Consider the following 16,168-nt stretch of genomic DNA (forward strand, 5'->3'; position numbering starts at 1 on the left):
AGGCCCGTCCCCCGCGCCCACAGAGGGGGAGGACTCCCTCCCCCCCCCCCCCCCCATCGCGGTTCTCCTCCTTCCTGCTTTTGTCTGACTTGCCCCTGTCCGGCCCCCCTCCCACCGTCCCGCGCCCGGCTGCCCCGTTCGTCTCCCCGACCTGCCCTCCTCCTCGTGACGGCTGGCGTGGCCGCCGCGCAGGGCAGGCGGGGACCCCCCAATGTCCCTGAGATTCTGCCGGGGGCGCTGGCGGGTCTGTGCGTCTTCCTGTACGGCGCGACACGCATGGCCGACACCCTGGGCGAACTCGGCACGGCGCGGGTCAAGGCGAGGTTGGAACGCTGCACCCGCCACCGGTTCGAGTCCATCGGGACGGGGGCACCGTGGTCATGACCATCCTGGACCCCTCCAGTGTGAGGGTCATCCTCACCACCAGCCTGGTTCACTCGGGCCTGCCGTCGTTCGCACGCTCGCTCGGCGTGGTCATGGGGGCCAGCATCGGCACCACTCTCGGCGGGCAGATCATCGCCCTGAATATCAACCCGTCCCTCGTGCCCGTCGCCCTGCTCCTGGGGCTGATCGTGCTGCTGGGAGCGGGCGGGCGGCGCAAGAGGATCGGCGGGTCGTTGAAGAGCTTCCTGAATGCTGTGCGGAACCTGAAGAACGTGTGGCTGGGCCTCCTGACCGGGGCGCTGTTCACGGTCGTCGTGCAGTCGTCGTCCGCGACCGTGGCGGTGGTGATCACGCTCGCCAGCCAGGACCTGATCAGTCTGCACGCCGGGGTCGCGCTCGCGGCGGGCGCGGAGATCGGCACCTGCGCCGACACGCTCGCCAGCCTCGGTGGGCCGCTCGCGGGAGGCGGTGCGGGAGGCGGTGCGGACGGGTGCGTTCCACTTGTTGTTCAACGGCACCACCGTGCTGCTCGGAGTGCTGTTCGTTCGTGGGTCAGCTCGTCGAGTTGGGCCGCTGGCTGCCGTCGGGCGGCAAGTCGGGCCGGCAGATTGCCGACGCGCAGCCCGCCTTCCATGTGCTGGGTACGCTGCTGTTCGTTCCCCTCCTGCCCTGGATCGCGCGGGGTCTGGAGCGTCTGACCCCTGATCGGCCAGGCGTGCCCGCCAACGCCCTGACTTGAACAACGCCTCTCGACTGGGCTGGGACGACAGCAGGCGGGGCCGGGCGTTCGATCCGTCCCGGCCCCGCTTCCCTCAGTTCAGGCGGGTGATGCGGTTCTGCGCCCCCGGAGCGACTGGTGCCGCCGCCTTGAGGTACGCGGCCAGCACGTCCACATCCACGAGGTTGGGTTGTTCGAGGCGGCCCACGCCCTCCCGGAGCACCGTGAAATTGTCCCCGCCGCCCGCCAGGAAGGAGTTCACCGCCACCCGGTAGGTGCCCGCCGGATCGAGGGGCGCGCCGTTCAGGGTGATGCTCGCCGCGTCCACCCGGCTGCCCGCCGCCTGGGCCAGGTCGTAGGTATACGCGAACCCCGCCGAGACTTGCAGGATGCGCGGGTTTTGCTGACCCAGCCACTGCTGCTCGAGCAGGGTGTCGATCTGCGCGCCCGTCAGGGTCATCACGACGAGGGTGTTGCCGAAGGGCTGCACAGCGAACACGTCCCCGAAGGTGACGGCGTTGCCCGCGCGGGGCGTCCCCGGCAGGTCGGCGCGGATGCCGCCGGGATTCATGAGGGCGATCTGCGCCCCCCCGTTCGCCGCCGGGCTGGTCGCGGCGAGCTGCGCGTCCGCGATCACGTCGCCCAGCGCCGACTCGCCCGCCACGTTGTTCGTGCGGCTGATCTGCGGCGCGGCGAGGTTCGCCACGGGCTGCTCGCTGATCGCCTTCGTGAGCGCCTGCGCCCGCCCCACGAGGTCGGTCATCGCCGCGTCCTTCGCCTGGGTCTGGGCATTCACGACGACGTTCTCGGCCCGGACCTCCAGCACCTTGTGGTTGGCCTTGTCCACCTTCAGGTCGAGGCGCTGAAGCAGGTGGCCGTACTGGTCGCCCTGGATGACGACCCGCCCGTTCACCACGCAGTTGTACCCCTGGTGCGAGTGGCCGCTGATGATGGCGGCGACCTCCGGGCGCACCTGCCGCGCGATGTCCACGATGGGTCCCGTCAGGGTGGTGCAGCCCGCCTTGTCGTAGGCCTCGGTGGTCGTGCCGCCCTGGTGGATGAGCACGACGATGGCGTCCACCTTCTGCGTCAGCAACTCGGGAACGTACCTGTTGATGGCCGTGGCCTCGTCGAGGAAGTCGAGGTCCGCCACGCCCGCCGGGGAGACGATGGTGGGGGTGTCCCTCAGCACCGCGCCGATGAAGCCGATCCGTGCCCCACCGGCGGTCGTCTCGATGTGGTAGGGCGCGAAGGGGTGCGCGCCGCCCTGCTTGTACACCACGTTCGCGCCCAGCCACTGGAAGTCCGCGCCGGGATAGGCCGCCTCGAACTTGCAGGCCTTGTCGGGGGCGTTGCTGTCGCAGCCGCCGTTCTGCATCCGCAGCAGCTCCTTCAGGCCCTGGTCGAACTCGTGGTTGCCCAGGGCACTTGCCCGCATCCCCAGCTTGCTCAGGGCGATCACGCTCGGCTCGTCGCGCAGCAGGCTGGAGATCACGGGACTCGCGCCGATGAGGTCGCCGCCGCCCACGAGGAGGGTGTTGGGATTCTGGGCGCGCAGGTCATTCAGCAGCCCGCCGATGGCCTCCACCCCGCCCGAGGGCAGGTTGATCTGCCGCGTCGGGTCGGCGGGGTCGGGCACCTTGATCGCCGCGAAGCCGGTGGGCAGCAGGTTGCCGTGAAAGTCGTTGAGGCCCAGGACGGTCACGTCCACGGTCTGGGCGGGTTGGGCGGCCTGATCGCAGGCGGCGAGGCCGAGGGCAAGGGTCAGGGCGCAGAGGGAACGCTGAATCACGGCGGGTCTCCTGGGAGGGGGAAGGGAGTGGGGAGGGCGGAGGCTCCAGTCTAGCGTCGGCCCACGCCGGGGGCGAGCGTCAGCGGCGCGTCGAGCCGCAGCCACAGAAACTCGGTCTGGTCCTTCACGTCCGTCCCGCGCCCGTCAGCCCCCGCTCGCGGCTGGCCTCGTTCACGATGGTCCAGGGCACCCGGCGGTCGGGGTCGCGCAGCTTCACGAACGTCCCCACCTCCACCCGGCCCGTCCCGCCCGGCGCGGTCTTCGCCATCAGGCCCACCCGGTACAGCCGCAGGGGGTAGTCGGCGCTGTTCGCCCGGCCTCCGAAGCCGTTGTCGCTGAGAAAGACGTACCCGCCGCCGGGGCCGAACTGCACCCCGGAGAAGCCCTGCACGGGCGGGCGCGGGAAGCGGGCCGGGCCACGCGTCCCCCCCGCGCCGAACGCCCCGGTCGGTGCCCCCCGCCGCGAGGGTGTCGGCGGGCAGCTCGGCGTAGCCCACCAGGGTGGCGGCGTGAGTGACGCCCAGGGTCAGGGACAGCAGGGCCGTGAGGCGGACAAAGGTCTTCCCCATGAGCGCAGCGTGAAGAACGGCTGTCAGCGCGGCGTCGGCGTGGAGTCAGGAAGGAGTCAGGCAACCGAGATGGCTCCGTCTGTCCGCTTCGGTGATGGCAAGAGCCTGGGGGCCGGGAAGCAGAGGGGAGCCAAGAACATCGGTAGGCGGCTTGAACTCTGGGTCGTCTGGTCCCCACCTCGTCGCCAGGTTTTGAGGGCTGCCAGTCGATGCTTGCGGCGCTGGGGCTGGGGGAGTCGAGCGAGTTGGGGGGTGCAGGTGTGGAGATGAGGGAAGTCCGGTGCTCGCCCGTGTTCCTGGAAGCCAGCCTGTTCGAGGGAACCCCCGTGGTCCGGCCCCATCCAAATGCACTTCGGGCGCACCTCAGCCCGCTCGTGCGAGGCGGGCGAACTTGTTCGGTGACTTGCCCTTCTCCGGGCTGTGTGGGCGGACTCACTCGGCGTCCTCCCGCCAAGCCGCCGCAACCAGACCAACTCCCATGTCCCTGAGTGGGTGGGACGTCCAGCGCAGGTCCTCGCCAGGCACCGCCGCTCCCTCTGCGGCCAAGGGCGTCTTACCTCCAATGGAGTCTGACCGCGATCCTCCGTTCTGTGGATGGGAGGAGGGCATCCCCATCCACTCCACACAAGGCCGCGCTCTGCCACGGTGACTCGCTCCGCTCGGACCTGACCAGTTGAGGTGTTTTCCCTCAACTGGTCAGGCCACCGCTCTGACGGTTCAGAGCGTCCCCGGACACCTGGCACGAGAAGGGCGAGGGCGGGCGCAGGTTGGCCCTCCCCGCCCCTCCCCGCCCCTCCCAATTCACGCCTGGAGCGTTGGCTCGGTGGACTGGACGACCCATGATCAGGTGTCTTGACATCGTGCCCTGCCCGCACCCGCTCAACCGCCGTTGGGCAAAGGCGGGAGGACTGGGGTTCACACCTTTTCTTCCCCGGCGGGAGCGGGACTGCCGAGCTGATACTGCTGCGCCAGGGCCTGATACTCCCGCACCTGGGAGCGGCACCAGGCGTCGTCGCGGCCCAGTTCCCCGGCGAGCAGTTGGGCGACCCTGGGGGCGGCCTCGGCGCTGGCCCTGGCCCCCAGCAGCAGTGCCCGAAGGCGGCGGCTGAGCACGTCCTCGACGGTGCGCGCCTGCTCGGCGCGGGCGGCCCAGCGCACCTCGGCCTCGGTGTAGGGGAGGTCGGGATGCAACTTCGTCTCGGCCCCTTCCAGCGCCCGGACGTGCCCGGCGTCACTGCCGTAGACCTGCCAGTGTTCGCCCGCCGGGGCTTCGGTGCTCCAGCCGTGCAGGTGCAGCCCCTGCGTCAGGCTCAGGCGCTCGGGCAGTCCGGCCAACTTCGCGGCACGGTTCACCGTGTCCTCCCCCATGTGGCGGTAGGTGGTCCACTTGCCGCCCGTCACGCTGATCAGCCCCGAGGGCGAGATACGGATGACGTGATCGCGCGACAGCGTGGCGGTGGACCCCACGCCGTCGGTCTTCTCATTGCTGACCAGCGGGCGCAGGCCGACATAGACGCTCCGCACGTCCTCGCGCCGGGGGGCGGGGTCGAGGTACTGGGCGGCGGTACGCAGGATGAAGTCGATCTCCTCCGGCAGCGCGCGCGGCTCCAGACTCACCTCGGGCACGGGCGTATCGGTGGTGCCGATGACCACGTGGTCGTGCCAGGGCACCGCGAACAGCACCCGTCCGTCACTCGTGCGCGGGACCATCAGGGCGCTGTCTCCGGGCAGAAACCGGCGGTCCACCACGACATGCACGCCCTGACTGGGCGAGAGCATGTTCCCCACACCCGGCTCGTCCATCCGGCGCACGCTGTCCACGAAGACCCCGGTGGCGTTCACCACGGCCCTCGCCCGCACCGTATAGGTCTGCCCGGTCTCGCTGTCGGTGAGGGTGGCCCCGTCGATCTGCCCGGCGGCGTTCTTGTGCAGCGCGGTCACGGGCGCGTGGTTGAGGGCCACGCCGCCGTGGTCCTCCAGGGTTCGCAGCAGCGTGATCGCCAGGCGCGAATCGTCGAACTGGCCGTCGAAATAGAGGATGCCGCCCTTCAGGCCCTTGCGCTTGAGGGTCGGGGTGCGCTCCAGGGCCTCCCGCACGCCGATGTAGCGGCTGCTTCCCAGGTTGAGCCTGCCCGCCAGCAGGTCGTAGAGCTTGAGGCCGACGCCGTAAAACGGTGCCGACCACCAGGTATAGCCCGCGATCAGAAAGCCGAGGTCGTGAACCAGATGGGGCGCGTTTCGCTTGAGCAGGCCGCGCTCGCGCAGTGCCTCGCGCACCAGCGCGATGTTGCCCTGGGCGAGGTAGCGCACGCCGCCATGCACCAGCTTGGTGCTGCGGCTCGACGTGCCCTTGGCGTAGTCGTGCGCCTCGATCAGCAGGGTGCGGTAGCCACGGGTGGCGGCCTCCACCGCCGTTCCCAGCCCCGTCGCCCCGCCGCCGATGACCAGCACGTCCCAGGGGGCGGGATCACTGATGGCCTGAAGTATGTCTGCACGCTTCATAGGGTGTCCTCCAAGTTGTGGAACGAACATACGCCTTCTCGAACAGATGTTCAAGGAACGTGAACGTATGTGCAGAAGGAGGGCAGAGGCAAGCACCTCCGGGGAGGCCAGGGCTTTCTCGGTCTCGTCTGGGGGTGGGTGCCGCCCGCTCAGGGTCGCCAGTCGAAGTCAGTGGTCTTTGCGCTCTCCGAACTAACAACGCGCGTCGGGTCGGCGGCACGGCTCCTGCACCGCCCAGCCCCTCACTCCGGCTCAGCCCAGTCCCGGCTGCGCTCCACCGCGCGTTTCCAGTGGTGCAGCCGGTTGTGGCGCTCGTCCCCGCCCAGCGTCGGCTCGAAGCGCCGGCCCACCTGCCAGAGCGACTTCAACTCGTCCAGACCGCTCCAGAAGCCCACGGCCAGCCCGGCGAGGGAAGCGGCACCCAGGGCCGTCGTCTCGGTGATGCGGGGCCGCACGACCGGGACGCCCAGAATATCGGCCTGGAACTGCATCATGGCGTCGTTGATGCTGCCGCCGCCGTCCACGCGCAGTTCCCGGAGCTGGATGCCGCTGTGCTCGGTGTCCTGTTGCATGGCGTCCAGCAGCTCGGCGCTCTGAAAGGCCACGCTCTCCAGCGCCGCGCGGGCGATGTGGGCCGCCGTCGTGCCGCGCGTCAGGCCGACCACCGTGCCGCGCGCGTAGGGGTCCCAGTACGGCGCTCCCAGCCCCACGAAGGCGGGCACCAGATACACCCCGCCGCTGTCCGGCACACGGGCCGCCAGGTCCTCGACCTCGGCGGCGCTGCGGATGATGCCCAGGCCGTCGCGCAGCCACTGCACCACGGCCCCCGCCACGAAGACCCCTCCTTCGAGCGCGTACGTCCGGTGCCCCCCGAGTTGCCAGCCCACCGTGGTCAGCAGGCGGTGCCGGGACGCCGGGGCCTCGGCCCCCGTGTTGAGCAGCATGAAACACCCGGTCCCGTAGGTGTTCTTCGCCATGCCCACCTCCAGACAGGCCTGCCCGAAGGTCGCGGCCTGCTGGTCTCCGGCGATCCCCGCGATGGGCACCTGGGCACCCAGCAGGCCCGGAGCGGTCTGCCCGCACACCCCCGAACTGTCGCGCACCTCCGGCATCAGCGAGCGGGGAATGTCGAGCAGTGCCAGCAAGTCGTCGTCCCAGTCGCCGGTATGGATGTTGTACAGCAGCGTGCGGCTGGCGTTGCTGGCGTCGGTCAGGTGCAGCCCGCCCTCGGTCAGCTTGTAGATCAGCCACGAGTCGACCGTCCCGAAACACAGCTCACCGGCCTCGGCCCTCCGGCGGGCACCGGGCACGTGGTCGAGCAGCCACCTCACCTTCGTCCCGGAGAAGTAGGCGTCGAGGACCAGCCCCGTCTTCTGTTGAAACAGTTCGGCGTGGCCCGCCTCCCGCAACTCGTCGCAGAGGCCGGCGGTGCGCCGGTCCTGCCAGACGATGGCGCGGTGGATGGGCTGCCCGCTCCTGCGGTCCCACAGGAGGGTCGTCTCGCGCTGGTTGGTGATGCCGATGGCGGCGAGGTCCGAGGCCCGCAGCCCGGCACTGCTCAGGGCCTCCTGCATCACGCCGCTCTGGGTCGCCCAGATCTCACCCGCGTCGTGCTCCACCCAGCCGGGCTGCGGAAAGTGCTGGGTGAACTCCTTCTGGGCCTTCGAGACGATGGTGCCGCCCCGGTCGAAAACGATGGCCCGGCTGCTGGTGGTGCCCTGATCGAGGGCGAGGATGTACCGCTGTGTCGGGGTCAGGCTCATGGGGTCAGCTTGCTCCTGTCCAGAAGGGGGGATCGGCCCTGACGCGCCAGGGATGACAACATGTTTCAACCGTATGAACAAAGTATGCGCCTCACTGAACAAACGTTCAAGTGGTGGGCATTTCGCCGCCGCCTCACCATGCCGACCTGTACTATCCACAGTGCATGACCACCGACAAGATCGCGCGCACCTCCGGTGGGTCCGCGCCCTCGATGCCGCACCAGGCGGTTCAGGTCGCCCGGCTGTACTACGAGCAGGGCCGGACCACCGAGGAGATTGCCGCCGAGCTGGGCCTGTCGCGTCCCAAGGTCTCGCGGCTGCTCTCCTATGCCCGGCGCAGCGGCCTGGTCGAAATCCGCATCCACGACCCGGAGGGCGAGGCGCAGGGGCTGGAAGCCCGGCTCCGTGAGCGCTACCCGTTTCTGCGCCCCCAGGTGGTGGGTGTGCTGCCCGGAAGCACCGAGGACCTCTGGCTGGAGCGCACGGCCACCGCCGCCGCGAACCTGCTGAGCAAGCGGCTGACCCCCGGCATGCGGGTGGGGCTGGCCTGGGGCAACACCCTGGAGGCGGTGAGCCGCGCCCTGACGCCGCTGAACGTGCCGGGCGTAACCTTCGTGCAGCTCAACGGGTCAGCCTCCCAGAGCGATTTCGTCTCCGGCTTCGTGACCGACACGATTCTGCGCTTCGCCCGCAACTACTCCGGGGGCGCGCAGCTCTTCCCGGTGCCGACCTTCTTCGACGACCCGCTCACCAAGCGGGCGATGTGGCGCGAGCGCAGCGTGCGGCACGTGCTGGCATTGCAGGAGAGCGCCGACATCCTGATGTATTCGGTGGGCAGCCTGGACGCCAGCGTGCCCAGCCACGTCTACAGCGCCGGGTACCTGGACGTGGACGACCTCCGGACGGTGAAGAACGAGGGCGCGGTGGGCGACATCGCCACCGTCTTCTACCGTGCCGACGGCACCTGGGAGGATCTCTCGCTCAACGCCCGCGCCAGCGGCCCCGAGTTGAGCCTGGTGCAGCGCGTCCCCGAATCGATCTGCGTCGTGAGCGGACTCGGCAAGGTCGCGGCACTGCGCGGCGCTCTCGAAGGAAGGCTCATGAGCCGCCTCATCGTGGATGAGGTCACGGCTGTGGCGGTGTTGGAAACGGACGCGTAGGGACCGCACAGGGAGGGGAGGGGAAGCCGGGGGTCGGTGCCGCCGGACCGGCATGCCCAGGGGTTCAGTGTGCCGGGACGGCCCACGTGGGCATTTCCTTCACCTGCCGCTCGATGTCCCGCCGCAGGGCCAGATCATCCCGGTGCGAACAGCCGCAGCCCCTCGGTGAGCTTCTCCCCGGCCATCTGGTTGTCCACCAGCGCCCACCGGAAGGCGGATTCCGTGAGGATGGCCTGTCGGAGGGCTGAAGGAGGAACGTCTGGCGACAGCGCCCGTTCCAGCACGCCCTGATCCCGGTCCAGTTCTCCCAGCAGGGCGGGGCTGACCGTCAGCCGGTCACACCCGGCGAGCGCCTCCACCTGCGCCGCGCTGCGGAACGACGCGCCCATCACCACCGTCGAGTACCCCTGCTCCTTGAAGTGGGTGTAGATGCGCCGCACCGAGGCCACGCCGGGGTCCTCCTCCACCGGATACGAGGTCGGCAGCGTGAGCAGCGTGCCCGCGCCCGCCACGAGGAGGCTGTTGAGGCCAGTCCGGGCGAAGTCGCCGCCCTGCCACGCCCGCCGGTAGTTGTCCAGGGTCGGTGCGGCGGGCAGCAGCGTGGGCGGGAAGGTGAACAGCTCGCCCGCCGACTTGAACGAGGACACCACCACCCAGATCACGGGCAGGAGAAAGAACAGCGCGGCCAGCGAGAGCAGGAGGTCGCGGAGCCGGCCCGGCCAGCGGGGGGGCCGGCGGCGGGCACGGGCAGAGTGCGGCGGGACGGGAACGGCGGCGAACTGGGTCATGGCCGGTGCCCTCCTCCGTCCTGGCGTGAGACGCGGGTCTGAAGGAAGGCCAGGATCAGCAGGACCACGAACACCACCACCGACTGCGCGCTGGCGTACGCCGGGTTCTGCTCGTCGAAGGCCGTTCTTGAACAGCGCCGCCGGGTCCTCACCGGACAGCCACTGGCTGCGGGGCAGCAGGCCGCCCTCCACCAGCCCTCTGAAGAAGTTCATGGCGCGTTCGCCCGCCGGGGTATCTGCCGCCCAGCCGGTCTGCGTGCGGTTCATGAAGCTGCCGCCCGCCTGATACAGCAGCGGACTCCAGCGGTGGAGCTGAAAGTCCCAGCTCACCCCGGAGCGGCAGTCGCTGCCGCGCGTGACGGTCTCCAGGTTCCGGTGCCAGGTGGCCCAGGTCCAGGGGGCCTGGGTTCCCGTCGGGACCTGAATGCCCGCCTCGTCGAAGCAACGCCTGTTGTAGTACATGGCCGCCACCGTCACGTCGAGGGGCGCGCCGATGATCCGGCCCCCTGGCGCATGTAGTTCTGTTGCAGGCCCGTGAACTCATCCGGGGAGACGGTGCCCGTCAGGTCGAGGGCGGCGGGCGCGAATTCGCTGATATTGGCGGTCATGACCCGCGTCACGTCGGGCGGCGTCTGGCCCGCGATCATCACCTGAAGGCGCTGCGTCAACCCGTTGTGCGGAACGAAGTTGAACCTCACCTCCACGTCCGGGTGCAGGGCCTCGTACCGCCGGGCGTACTTCTCAGGTAGGAACTGGTCGGCGGGGCTGACCGTGAACCACAGCACGTCGAGCGTGGTCCTGGCCTCGGCGGTGCTGGCGGCGAGGGCAAGGACGACGGTCAGGATGCGGGGGGACGGGTTGCTCATACCACCTCCTTCTGTTGAGGGCGCGGGGACAAGACGCTGGCCCATCTCCGGAGGCAACGGAACAGCAGCGATGCTCCTCGTAGGACGGATGGGTATTTGGAAACTGGTTTCCAGCGGGAGTGGAGAGTTTTCCTACCGCTGTCAAGCCCGTTTTGAAACCGCTACAGTAGGTCTCACAGTGAGAGAGCCAGCCGGTGTGATGCGAGACGGTCCTTATGGCGGGTCAAAGTTTCCCAGCCCTGCTCAGAGGGCGACCTGTGACTGTCTGCTCGGGCACGTCCCACTGCGCCAGAGGCCGTCGTGACCAGACGCAAGAAACCGACGATTTCCGACGTGGCCCAGGAGGCCGGAGTGGCCCGTTCCACCGTTTCGAAGGTGGTCAACGGCACCCAGAAGCTCCAGCCCGGAACCGAGAAGAAGGTCTGGGAGGCGGTGTCCAAGCTCGGCTATCAGGCCAGCCTCCACGCCCAGACCCTGAGTACCGGTAAGGCACGTGCGCTGGGTATCGTGATTCTCGACATCTTCAACCCGCACTTCACGGCCCTGGTCAAGGGGGCCAGCCAGGTGGCGGCACAGCACGGGTATGCGGTATTGCTGGTGGACGCCCAGGAGAGCGCGCAGCGCGAGAGCCAGCTCATCGAGACATTGCGCGCCCGCACCGACGGCCTGATCCTCGCGGGGTCGCGTCTGAGCGACGAGGAACTCCGGGACCTGCACGACCCGGAGCGGCCCATCGTCATGGTGGGCCGTTCCACGGGAGGCATGCCTGGGGTCAGCGTCGCCGAGGAGACCGCCGCGTTGCAGCTCACCGCCCACCTGATCGCCCAGGGCTACCGCCGCATCTGCTACCTGGCCGGTCCGCCCTTCTGGGTGGACGCTCAGCGCGAGCAGGGGTACCGCGCCGCCGTCACGCGGGCCGGTCTGGACGCCCAGGTGGTCCGGGTCACGTCCCCGGATGTGCCCGGCGGCGAACAGGCCAGCGCCCAGCTCCACCAGGGACGGGAGATGCCCGATGCCGTCGTCTGCTACAACGACCTGATCGCCATCGGCCTGATGACCGCCCTGGGTGCCCAGGGATTGCGGATTCCGGGGGACATCGGCGTGGCGGCCTTCGGAAACCACCCGCTGGCCCCCCACCTGTCCCCGCCCCTGACCCTGATGGAGATTCCCAGCCAGCACCTGGGCGAGGACGCCGCCCGGCTGCTGCTCGACCTGATCGCCCGTCCCGAGACCGCCCCGCCGCCCCAGCAGTTCGGCGTGCTGCGCGTGCGGCAATCCACCCGCCGAAGTCCCTGATCCTGCCCTGTGGAGGGCTTCCCCGACCGTCCGCGTCCGGGGTGAGGGGTCTGGCGAGTGATGTCGCGCGAGGTCAGGTCCGATGACCCGGATGCAGGACGTGGGGCACCGAAAGAGCGCCGGAACGGGCATAGTCGAGGAGTGGAGAACTTGCGGCGCGTCCGCCATGCCTGGGGCACCGAGGCGTGGCATACCCTGGACAGTCCGTTTATCGTGCGTACCCTGACTGGCCGCTCCGGCGCGCGACCCTGCAATTGATCGAGGGCACCATTCAACCCCTAAACGTCCGGCCTCTCGCCCTGCCGCCAGGATTTCCCATCTCCCCGACGGGCCTCCTTCAGGCTGGAGGGCAAGCGATCTCGTTTCCGGTGCAGGCCTGCGCCGGCGTCCAGGCCTGTACAGCGGCGACGTTGATGCTCATTAACACTCCGCTGCCGTTCGGCACCGTGCATTAAGCCGCAGCTTCCAGCCGGGCCATCACAATAACTCCATGACACGACTGACGGGAACGACCGTACTGATCACCGGCGGCGGCCAGGGCATAGGCCGCGCCTTCGCCCTGCGTTTTGCCCAGGAAGGTGCCCGCGTGGCCGTCAACGACCTGGGGGAGGAAGTGGCTGCCGCCGTAGCGGAGGAGATCGGGGAGGCCGGGGGAGAGGCGCTGGCCGTGCCCGGCGACGTGTCGCGGGCGGGGGACGTGGACGGCATCTTCGGGCGGGTGGAGCGCGAGTGGGGACCGGTCGAGGTCCTGGTCAACAATGCGGCCATCACGGGCGACCAGCGCCACTTTCTTGAGGCGGACGAGGCGTGGTGGGACCGGCTGCTCGGTGTCAACCTGAAGAGTGTCTTCCTGTGTTCCCGCCGGGCCGCGCCCGCGATGGTGGAGCGGCGCTCGGGGGTCATCCTGAACGTCTCCAGCGGCGGTGCCACCCGCGCCCACCGGGGCTTTACCGCCTACGACGCCGCGAAGGGTGGGGTCGAGGCCCTGACCCGCGCGCTGGCGCTCGATCTGGCACCCTACGGAGTGCGGGTCAACGGCGTGACGCCCGGCTTCATCAACACCTACGGCCTGGGCGGCGAGGAGCTGAGCCGCCGTGAAGAGGTGGTGCCCCTGGGCCGCTACGGCACTCCCGACGACCTGACGGGTGCCGCCGTCTTTCTGGCGTCGGCGGAGGCGTCCTACATCACGGGGCAGTTCATCGTGGTGGACGGCGGCGTCCTCGTGCAGCAACGCTCGGCGAACGTCGACACCTTTCCGCTGACCCGCTTTCCCAAGGGGTGAGGGGCGGGGCACTCGGGTGCCGAATCACGCACGGGTCGTAGGACCAGGCCATCAACTCTGTGCGCCGCCGCCTGTTTCCCCCGTGGGGAACGGGACGGTTGGAACACGGTCTCAGCGGTCGTTCGTGCCCGTGACTCCTTCATCAGCACCCGTGAGGAACTCCTTCTCACGCTCGGTGCTTGTGGTCCAGGCATCCATGTCCGCCGTGACCGCCTCTGTGTTCCCCAGGGTGTCGTCAGGTTGAGCCGAAGCGGCCCCGACCTCTCCGGGTGTCAGTGCGCTCCTGGGGGCGGAGACGGTGCCGGCACCGCCCGACTCCTCCAGTGCTCCCGCATGCTGCGGGGGGTCCTCGGTGCTGCCCCTCACCCCGTCCATGACCGCCCTCGCGTCGTCCGTCATGTGTCACTCCTTTCTAGCCCCTCCGTCTGGAGGACTGATTCAGAGAAATCTCGTGAGGACAGTTTCGCCCATCAGGACCTGAATTTGGTCAAGGCGAGGCGGTGACGGGACGGGCCTGAAGGGGAGAGGCCGCGTGAACGTGGCGTCATGCCGGGATGACCGAGTGCCCCGCCTGTCACAGCATGTCAACCATCAGCCATGGGAAGGCGAAAGACGACCCCCGGACCTGACTACACCGGGCGTGGGGTCGCCGCTCTCATTCAGAGACCGGGCCACTGGCGCACGGCGAGGCGACCATCAGCGAGTTCTCGATGCAGTTCAGGAACGGAGGGGTCTGGGGGTGGGCAGCGCGTCTGTCGCAACATGTCACGTCGACGCGGCCAGGACCGGTGCCACGACCGGCGAGTCGAACCTGTAGGCCTGCAAGGCGAGTTCTCTGGCGGTCAGCCGGGCCAGGTGCCGCGCCTCCTCGAGGTCCAGGATGTCGCGCAGGACCTGCCGGGCGAGCCAGTTCGCGACCGTGCGCCGCCAGACCTCATGCCGTGCGGGAATGCTGGCGAAGGCGCGGGTATCGTCGTTGAAGCCCGCCGTGTTGTGGAGCGTGGCCGTTTCCGTCACCGCGTCCAGATACCGCTCGATGCCCAGCACGCTGTCGAAAAACCACCAGGGCGGTCCGAGCCGCAGGGCGGGGTAATGTCCGGCCAGCGGCGCGAGTTCGCGGGTGTAGGTGCTCTCGTCCAGCGTGAACAGGATGGCGCGGAAGTTCGGGTGGTTCCCGAAGGCCGCAAGCAGGTCCCTGAGTCCCGCCGTCCAGTTCACCCGCTGCGGGATGTCGCTGCCCATGTCCGGCCCGTACCGGCGGAACAGCAGCGGGTTGTGGTTGCGTACCGAGCCGAGGTGAAGCTGCATGACCAGGCCGTCCTCCTCCGCGCTCAGCCGGGCCTGATCGAACAGGGCGTGACCTTCCAGGCGGTACGCCTGCTCGGGGGTGAGCTGTCCCCCTAACGCCAGGTCAAAGAGCTTTTCCGCCTCGCCGCCGGACAACGGGGCGAGATTCACCTGCGCCGCGTCATGGTCGCTGGCCCTCGCGCCGTGGGCCTTGAACTGCGCCCGGCGTTCACGCAGCACGTCCAGCAGGGTGGCGTACCGCTCGATGGACCGACCGCCGCACTGCTCCAGGGCCTGAAGGTTCGTGCGCCAGTCCGGGCGGGCGAAGTGCAGCGCCGCGTCGGGCCGGAACGTGGGGACCACGTTGAAGCCGTCGGCCTGCGCCCTGGCATGCTGCGAGAGGTCAGCCGTGGCGGGGTCGGTGGTCGCCAGCACCTCGAGGCCGAACCTCCGGTAGAGCGCACGGGGAGTGAAGTCCGGCGTGTTCAGCAGGGCGTCGATCTGCTCGTAGATGGCCCCGGCGTTCGCGGCGCAGGGCTTCTCGGTGACGCCGAACAGCCGGGTGAGTTCCAGCCGCAGCCACAGCCCGCTGGGGGTGCCGTCGAACAGGTGAAAGTGGGTGCAGAAGGTCTGCCAGGCGGCGCGGGCATCGTAGTCCTCCTGCCCCACGCCGAGGGCCTCGAGCGGGACGCCCCGGCTGTACAGCAGCCGGAACAGGTAGTGGTCATGCTTGACCAACAGGTCGTGCGGATGCAGAAAGCGCGCCTGCGGGTCGGCCAGCAGCCCCGGATTCACGTGACCGTGTGGCGCGACGATCCCCAGTCCCTCCACACTGGAATAGAGGTCCAGGGCCACCTCCTTCTGGGCCTTGTCCGGGCCGAACAAGAAGGTTTCCGGCACCTCCCAGGTGCGGGCCATCACACGCCCCCGAAGGCGCTGAAGCCCCCATCCACCGGAATATTCGTCCCGGTGATGAACGCGCTGTGCGGAGACACCAGCCACCGCAGGGCACTCACGAGATCGTCCGGCACGCCGAACCGCCCCTGCGGGGTGTGGGCCAGGATGCGGCGCGCCCGCTCGGTCGGCTCGCCCTGCTCGCCCAGCATCAGGTAACGGTTTTGCTCGGTCAGGAAGAATCCCGGCGAGATGGCGTTGACCCGCAGGCCGGGACCGTACTTCTGGGCGAATTCCACCGCCAGCCACTGGGTGAAGTTGAGGAGCGCGGCCTTGCTGGCGCTGTACCCCACCACCCGCGTGAGTGGCCGGAGGCCCGACATGCTGGCGATATTCACGATAGACCCCCTGCCCCGCCCGGTCATCCCCCGGCTGAACGCCTGGGTGGCCGCCAGGGTTCCGGTCAGGTTCAGGCGAATCACCTCGTCGACGGCCAGGAGGTCGAGGTCGAAGAACTCCTGCTCCGGTCCCACCGACGCTTCGGGTCGGTTCCCCCCGGCGGCGTTGACCAGAATGTCGGTGCCGCCCTCCTCCTCGGTCCGCCGGGCCGCCGCGTGCAGGGAGGCGGGGTCCAGAACGTTGACGGCCAGGGGCAGCAGCCGGGGGCGGAGGTCCTGGGCCTGTGGATGGGCCTCCAGAACGGCGTCGATGGCCTGCCGGGCACTCTCCTCCCGGGTGCCGCCCACATAGACGGTGGCCCCGTCCTCCGCGAGGGCCAGCGCCAGCCGACGCCCCAGGATGCCGCTGCCGCCCGTGACGACCGCCCGCTGACCCTCCAGCATCTGCTCTGTGAGAAGACCGCTCACG

At 69.3% G+C, this 16,168-nt stretch carries 14 protein-coding genes; 5 read left to right on the forward strand and 9 right to left on the reverse strand.

Annotated features, from left to right (window positions below; genetic code table 11):
* The first annotated feature begins 165 nt into the window (after window positions 1-165).
* Together V3W47_RS05695 and V3W47_RS05700 are read left to right on the forward strand one after the other, a co-directional pair.
* Window positions 166-384, forward strand: a complete 219-nt coding sequence (locus tag V3W47_RS05695) for a hypothetical protein (protein WP_331824221.1) — start codon at window positions 166-168, stop codon at window positions 382-384.
* Window positions 381-1,082: a Na/Pi cotransporter family protein gene (locus V3W47_RS05700; RefSeq protein WP_331824222.1), complete on the forward strand. Its 702-nt coding sequence runs from the start codon at window positions 381-383 to the stop codon at window positions 1,080-1,082. The genes V3W47_RS05695 and V3W47_RS05700 overlap by 4 nt, the downstream gene beginning before the upstream one ends.
* Before the next feature lie 114 nt (window positions 1,083-1,196).
* Here V3W47_RS05700 and V3W47_RS05705 read toward each other — a convergent pair whose 3' ends face one another.
* The 4 genes from V3W47_RS05705 to glpK form a co-directional block, all read right to left on the reverse strand.
* Window positions 1,197-2,891 (reverse strand): bifunctional metallophosphatase/5'-nucleotidase, encoded by a 1,695-nt coding sequence (locus tag V3W47_RS05705; protein WP_331824450.1) that lies wholly within the window; start codon window positions 2,889-2,891, stop codon window positions 1,197-1,199.
* A 127-nt stretch (window positions 2,892-3,018) separates the two neighbouring features.
* A complete protein-coding gene (locus V3W47_RS05710) occupies window positions 3,019-3,285 on the reverse strand; it encodes a hypothetical protein (RefSeq protein ID WP_331824223.1) in 267 nt (88 codons plus the stop codon).
* Window positions 3,286-4,378: 1,093 nt separating this feature from the next.
* A complete protein-coding gene (locus tag V3W47_RS05715) occupies window positions 4,379-5,965 on the reverse strand; it encodes a glycerol-3-phosphate dehydrogenase/oxidase (RefSeq protein WP_331824224.1) in 1,587 nt (528 codons plus the stop codon).
* 242 nt (window positions 5,966-6,207) lie between these two features.
* Window positions 6,208-7,728 carry a glycerol kinase GlpK gene (gene glpK, locus V3W47_RS05720; protein WP_331824225.1) on the reverse strand — a complete coding sequence of 507 codons (1,521 nt, stop codon included), beginning with the start codon at window positions 7,726-7,728 and terminating at the stop codon, window positions 6,208-6,210.
* A 164-nt stretch (window positions 7,729-7,892) separates the two neighbouring features.
* Between glpK and V3W47_RS05725 the strand changes: the two genes are divergently transcribed.
* Window positions 7,893-8,888, forward strand: a complete 996-nt coding sequence (locus V3W47_RS05725; RefSeq protein WP_331824226.1) for a sugar-binding transcriptional regulator — start codon at window positions 7,893-7,895, stop codon at window positions 8,886-8,888.
* A gap of 134 nt (window positions 8,889-9,022) precedes the next feature.
* Here V3W47_RS05725 and V3W47_RS05730 read toward each other — a convergent pair whose 3' ends face one another.
* Together V3W47_RS05730 and V3W47_RS05735 are read right to left on the reverse strand one after the other, a co-directional pair.
* A complete protein-coding gene (locus tag V3W47_RS05730; RefSeq protein ID WP_331824227.1) occupies window positions 9,023-10,138 on the reverse strand; it encodes a transaldolase family protein in 1,116 nt (371 codons plus the stop codon).
* Between the two features lie 11 nt (window positions 10,139-10,149).
* A complete protein-coding gene (locus V3W47_RS05735; RefSeq protein WP_331824228.1) occupies window positions 10,150-10,542 on the reverse strand; it encodes an extracellular solute-binding protein in 393 nt (130 codons plus the stop codon).
* Between the two features lie 300 nt (window positions 10,543-10,842).
* Between V3W47_RS05735 and V3W47_RS05740 the strand changes: the two genes are divergently transcribed.
* A complete protein-coding gene (locus V3W47_RS05740) occupies window positions 10,843-11,838 on the forward strand; it encodes a LacI family DNA-binding transcriptional regulator (protein WP_331824229.1) in 996 nt (331 codons plus the stop codon).
* Between the two features lie 490 nt (window positions 11,839-12,328).
* The gene (locus tag V3W47_RS05745; protein ID WP_331824230.1) at window positions 12,329-13,120 is read left to right on the forward strand and encodes an SDR family NAD(P)-dependent oxidoreductase; all 792 of its coding nucleotides are present in this window, start codon (window positions 12,329-12,331) and stop codon (window positions 13,118-13,120) included.
* Window positions 13,121-13,231: 111 nt separating this feature from the next.
* On the opposite strand, the gene V3W47_RS05750 is transcribed toward V3W47_RS05745, so the two are convergent.
* From V3W47_RS05750 to V3W47_RS05760, 3 genes are all read right to left on the reverse strand, one after another.
* Window positions 13,232-13,519: a hypothetical protein gene (locus tag V3W47_RS05750; protein WP_331824231.1), complete on the reverse strand. Its 288-nt coding sequence runs from the start codon at window positions 13,517-13,519 to the stop codon at window positions 13,232-13,234.
* Window positions 13,520-13,885: 366 nt separating this feature from the next.
* Complete coding sequence (uxaC, locus tag V3W47_RS05755) at window positions 13,886-15,325, reverse strand: glucuronate isomerase (protein WP_331824232.1); 1,440 nt, start codon at window positions 15,323-15,325, stop codon at window positions 13,886-13,888.
* On the reverse strand, window positions 15,325-16,167 hold the full coding sequence (locus V3W47_RS05760) for an SDR family oxidoreductase (RefSeq protein WP_331824233.1): 843 nt from the start codon (window positions 16,165-16,167) through the stop codon (window positions 15,325-15,327). The genes uxaC and V3W47_RS05760 overlap by 1 nt, the downstream gene beginning before the upstream one ends.
* Window position 16,168 lies beyond the last annotated feature (1 nt).

The sequence above is a fragment of the Deinococcus sp. YIM 134068 genome (genome assembly GCF_036543075.1).
In the GTDB taxonomy this organism is placed as follows: Bacteria; Deinococcota; Deinococci; order Deinococcales; family Deinococcaceae; genus Deinococcus; species Deinococcus lichenicola.

Bases quoted from the DNA above. Each gene is read 5' to 3' on its own strand.
- uxaC (WP_331824232.1), bottom strand. From the start codon at position 15,325: ATGGCCCGCACCTGGGAGGTGCCGGAAACCTTCTTGTTCGGCCCGGAC.
- V3W47_RS05735 (WP_331824228.1), bottom strand. From the start codon at position 10,542: ATGAGCAACCCGTCCCCCCGCATCCTGACCGTCGTCCTTGCCCTCGCC.
- V3W47_RS05730 (WP_331824227.1), bottom strand. From the start codon at position 10,138: ATGTACTACAACAGGCGTTGCTTCGACGAGGCGGGCATTCAGGTCCCG.
- V3W47_RS05715 (WP_331824224.1), bottom strand. From the start codon at position 5,965: ATGAAGCGTGCAGACATACTTCAGGCCATCAGTGATCCCGCCCCCTGG.
- V3W47_RS05750 (WP_331824231.1), bottom strand. From the start codon at position 13,519: ATGACGGACGACGCGAGGGCGGTCATGGACGGGGTGAGGGGCAGCACC.
- V3W47_RS05700 (WP_331824222.1), top strand. From the start codon at position 381: ATGACCATCCTGGACCCCTCCAGTGTGAGGGTCATCCTCACCACCAGC.
- V3W47_RS05745 (WP_331824230.1), top strand. From the start codon at position 12,329: ATGACACGACTGACGGGAACGACCGTACTGATCACCGGCGGCGGCCAG.
- V3W47_RS05725 (WP_331824226.1), top strand. From the start codon at position 7,893: ATGACCACCGACAAGATCGCGCGCACCTCCGGTGGGTCCGCGCCCTCG.
- glpK (WP_331824225.1), bottom strand. From the start codon at position 7,728: ATGAGCCTGACCCCGACACAGCGGTACATCCTCGCCCTCGATCAGGGC.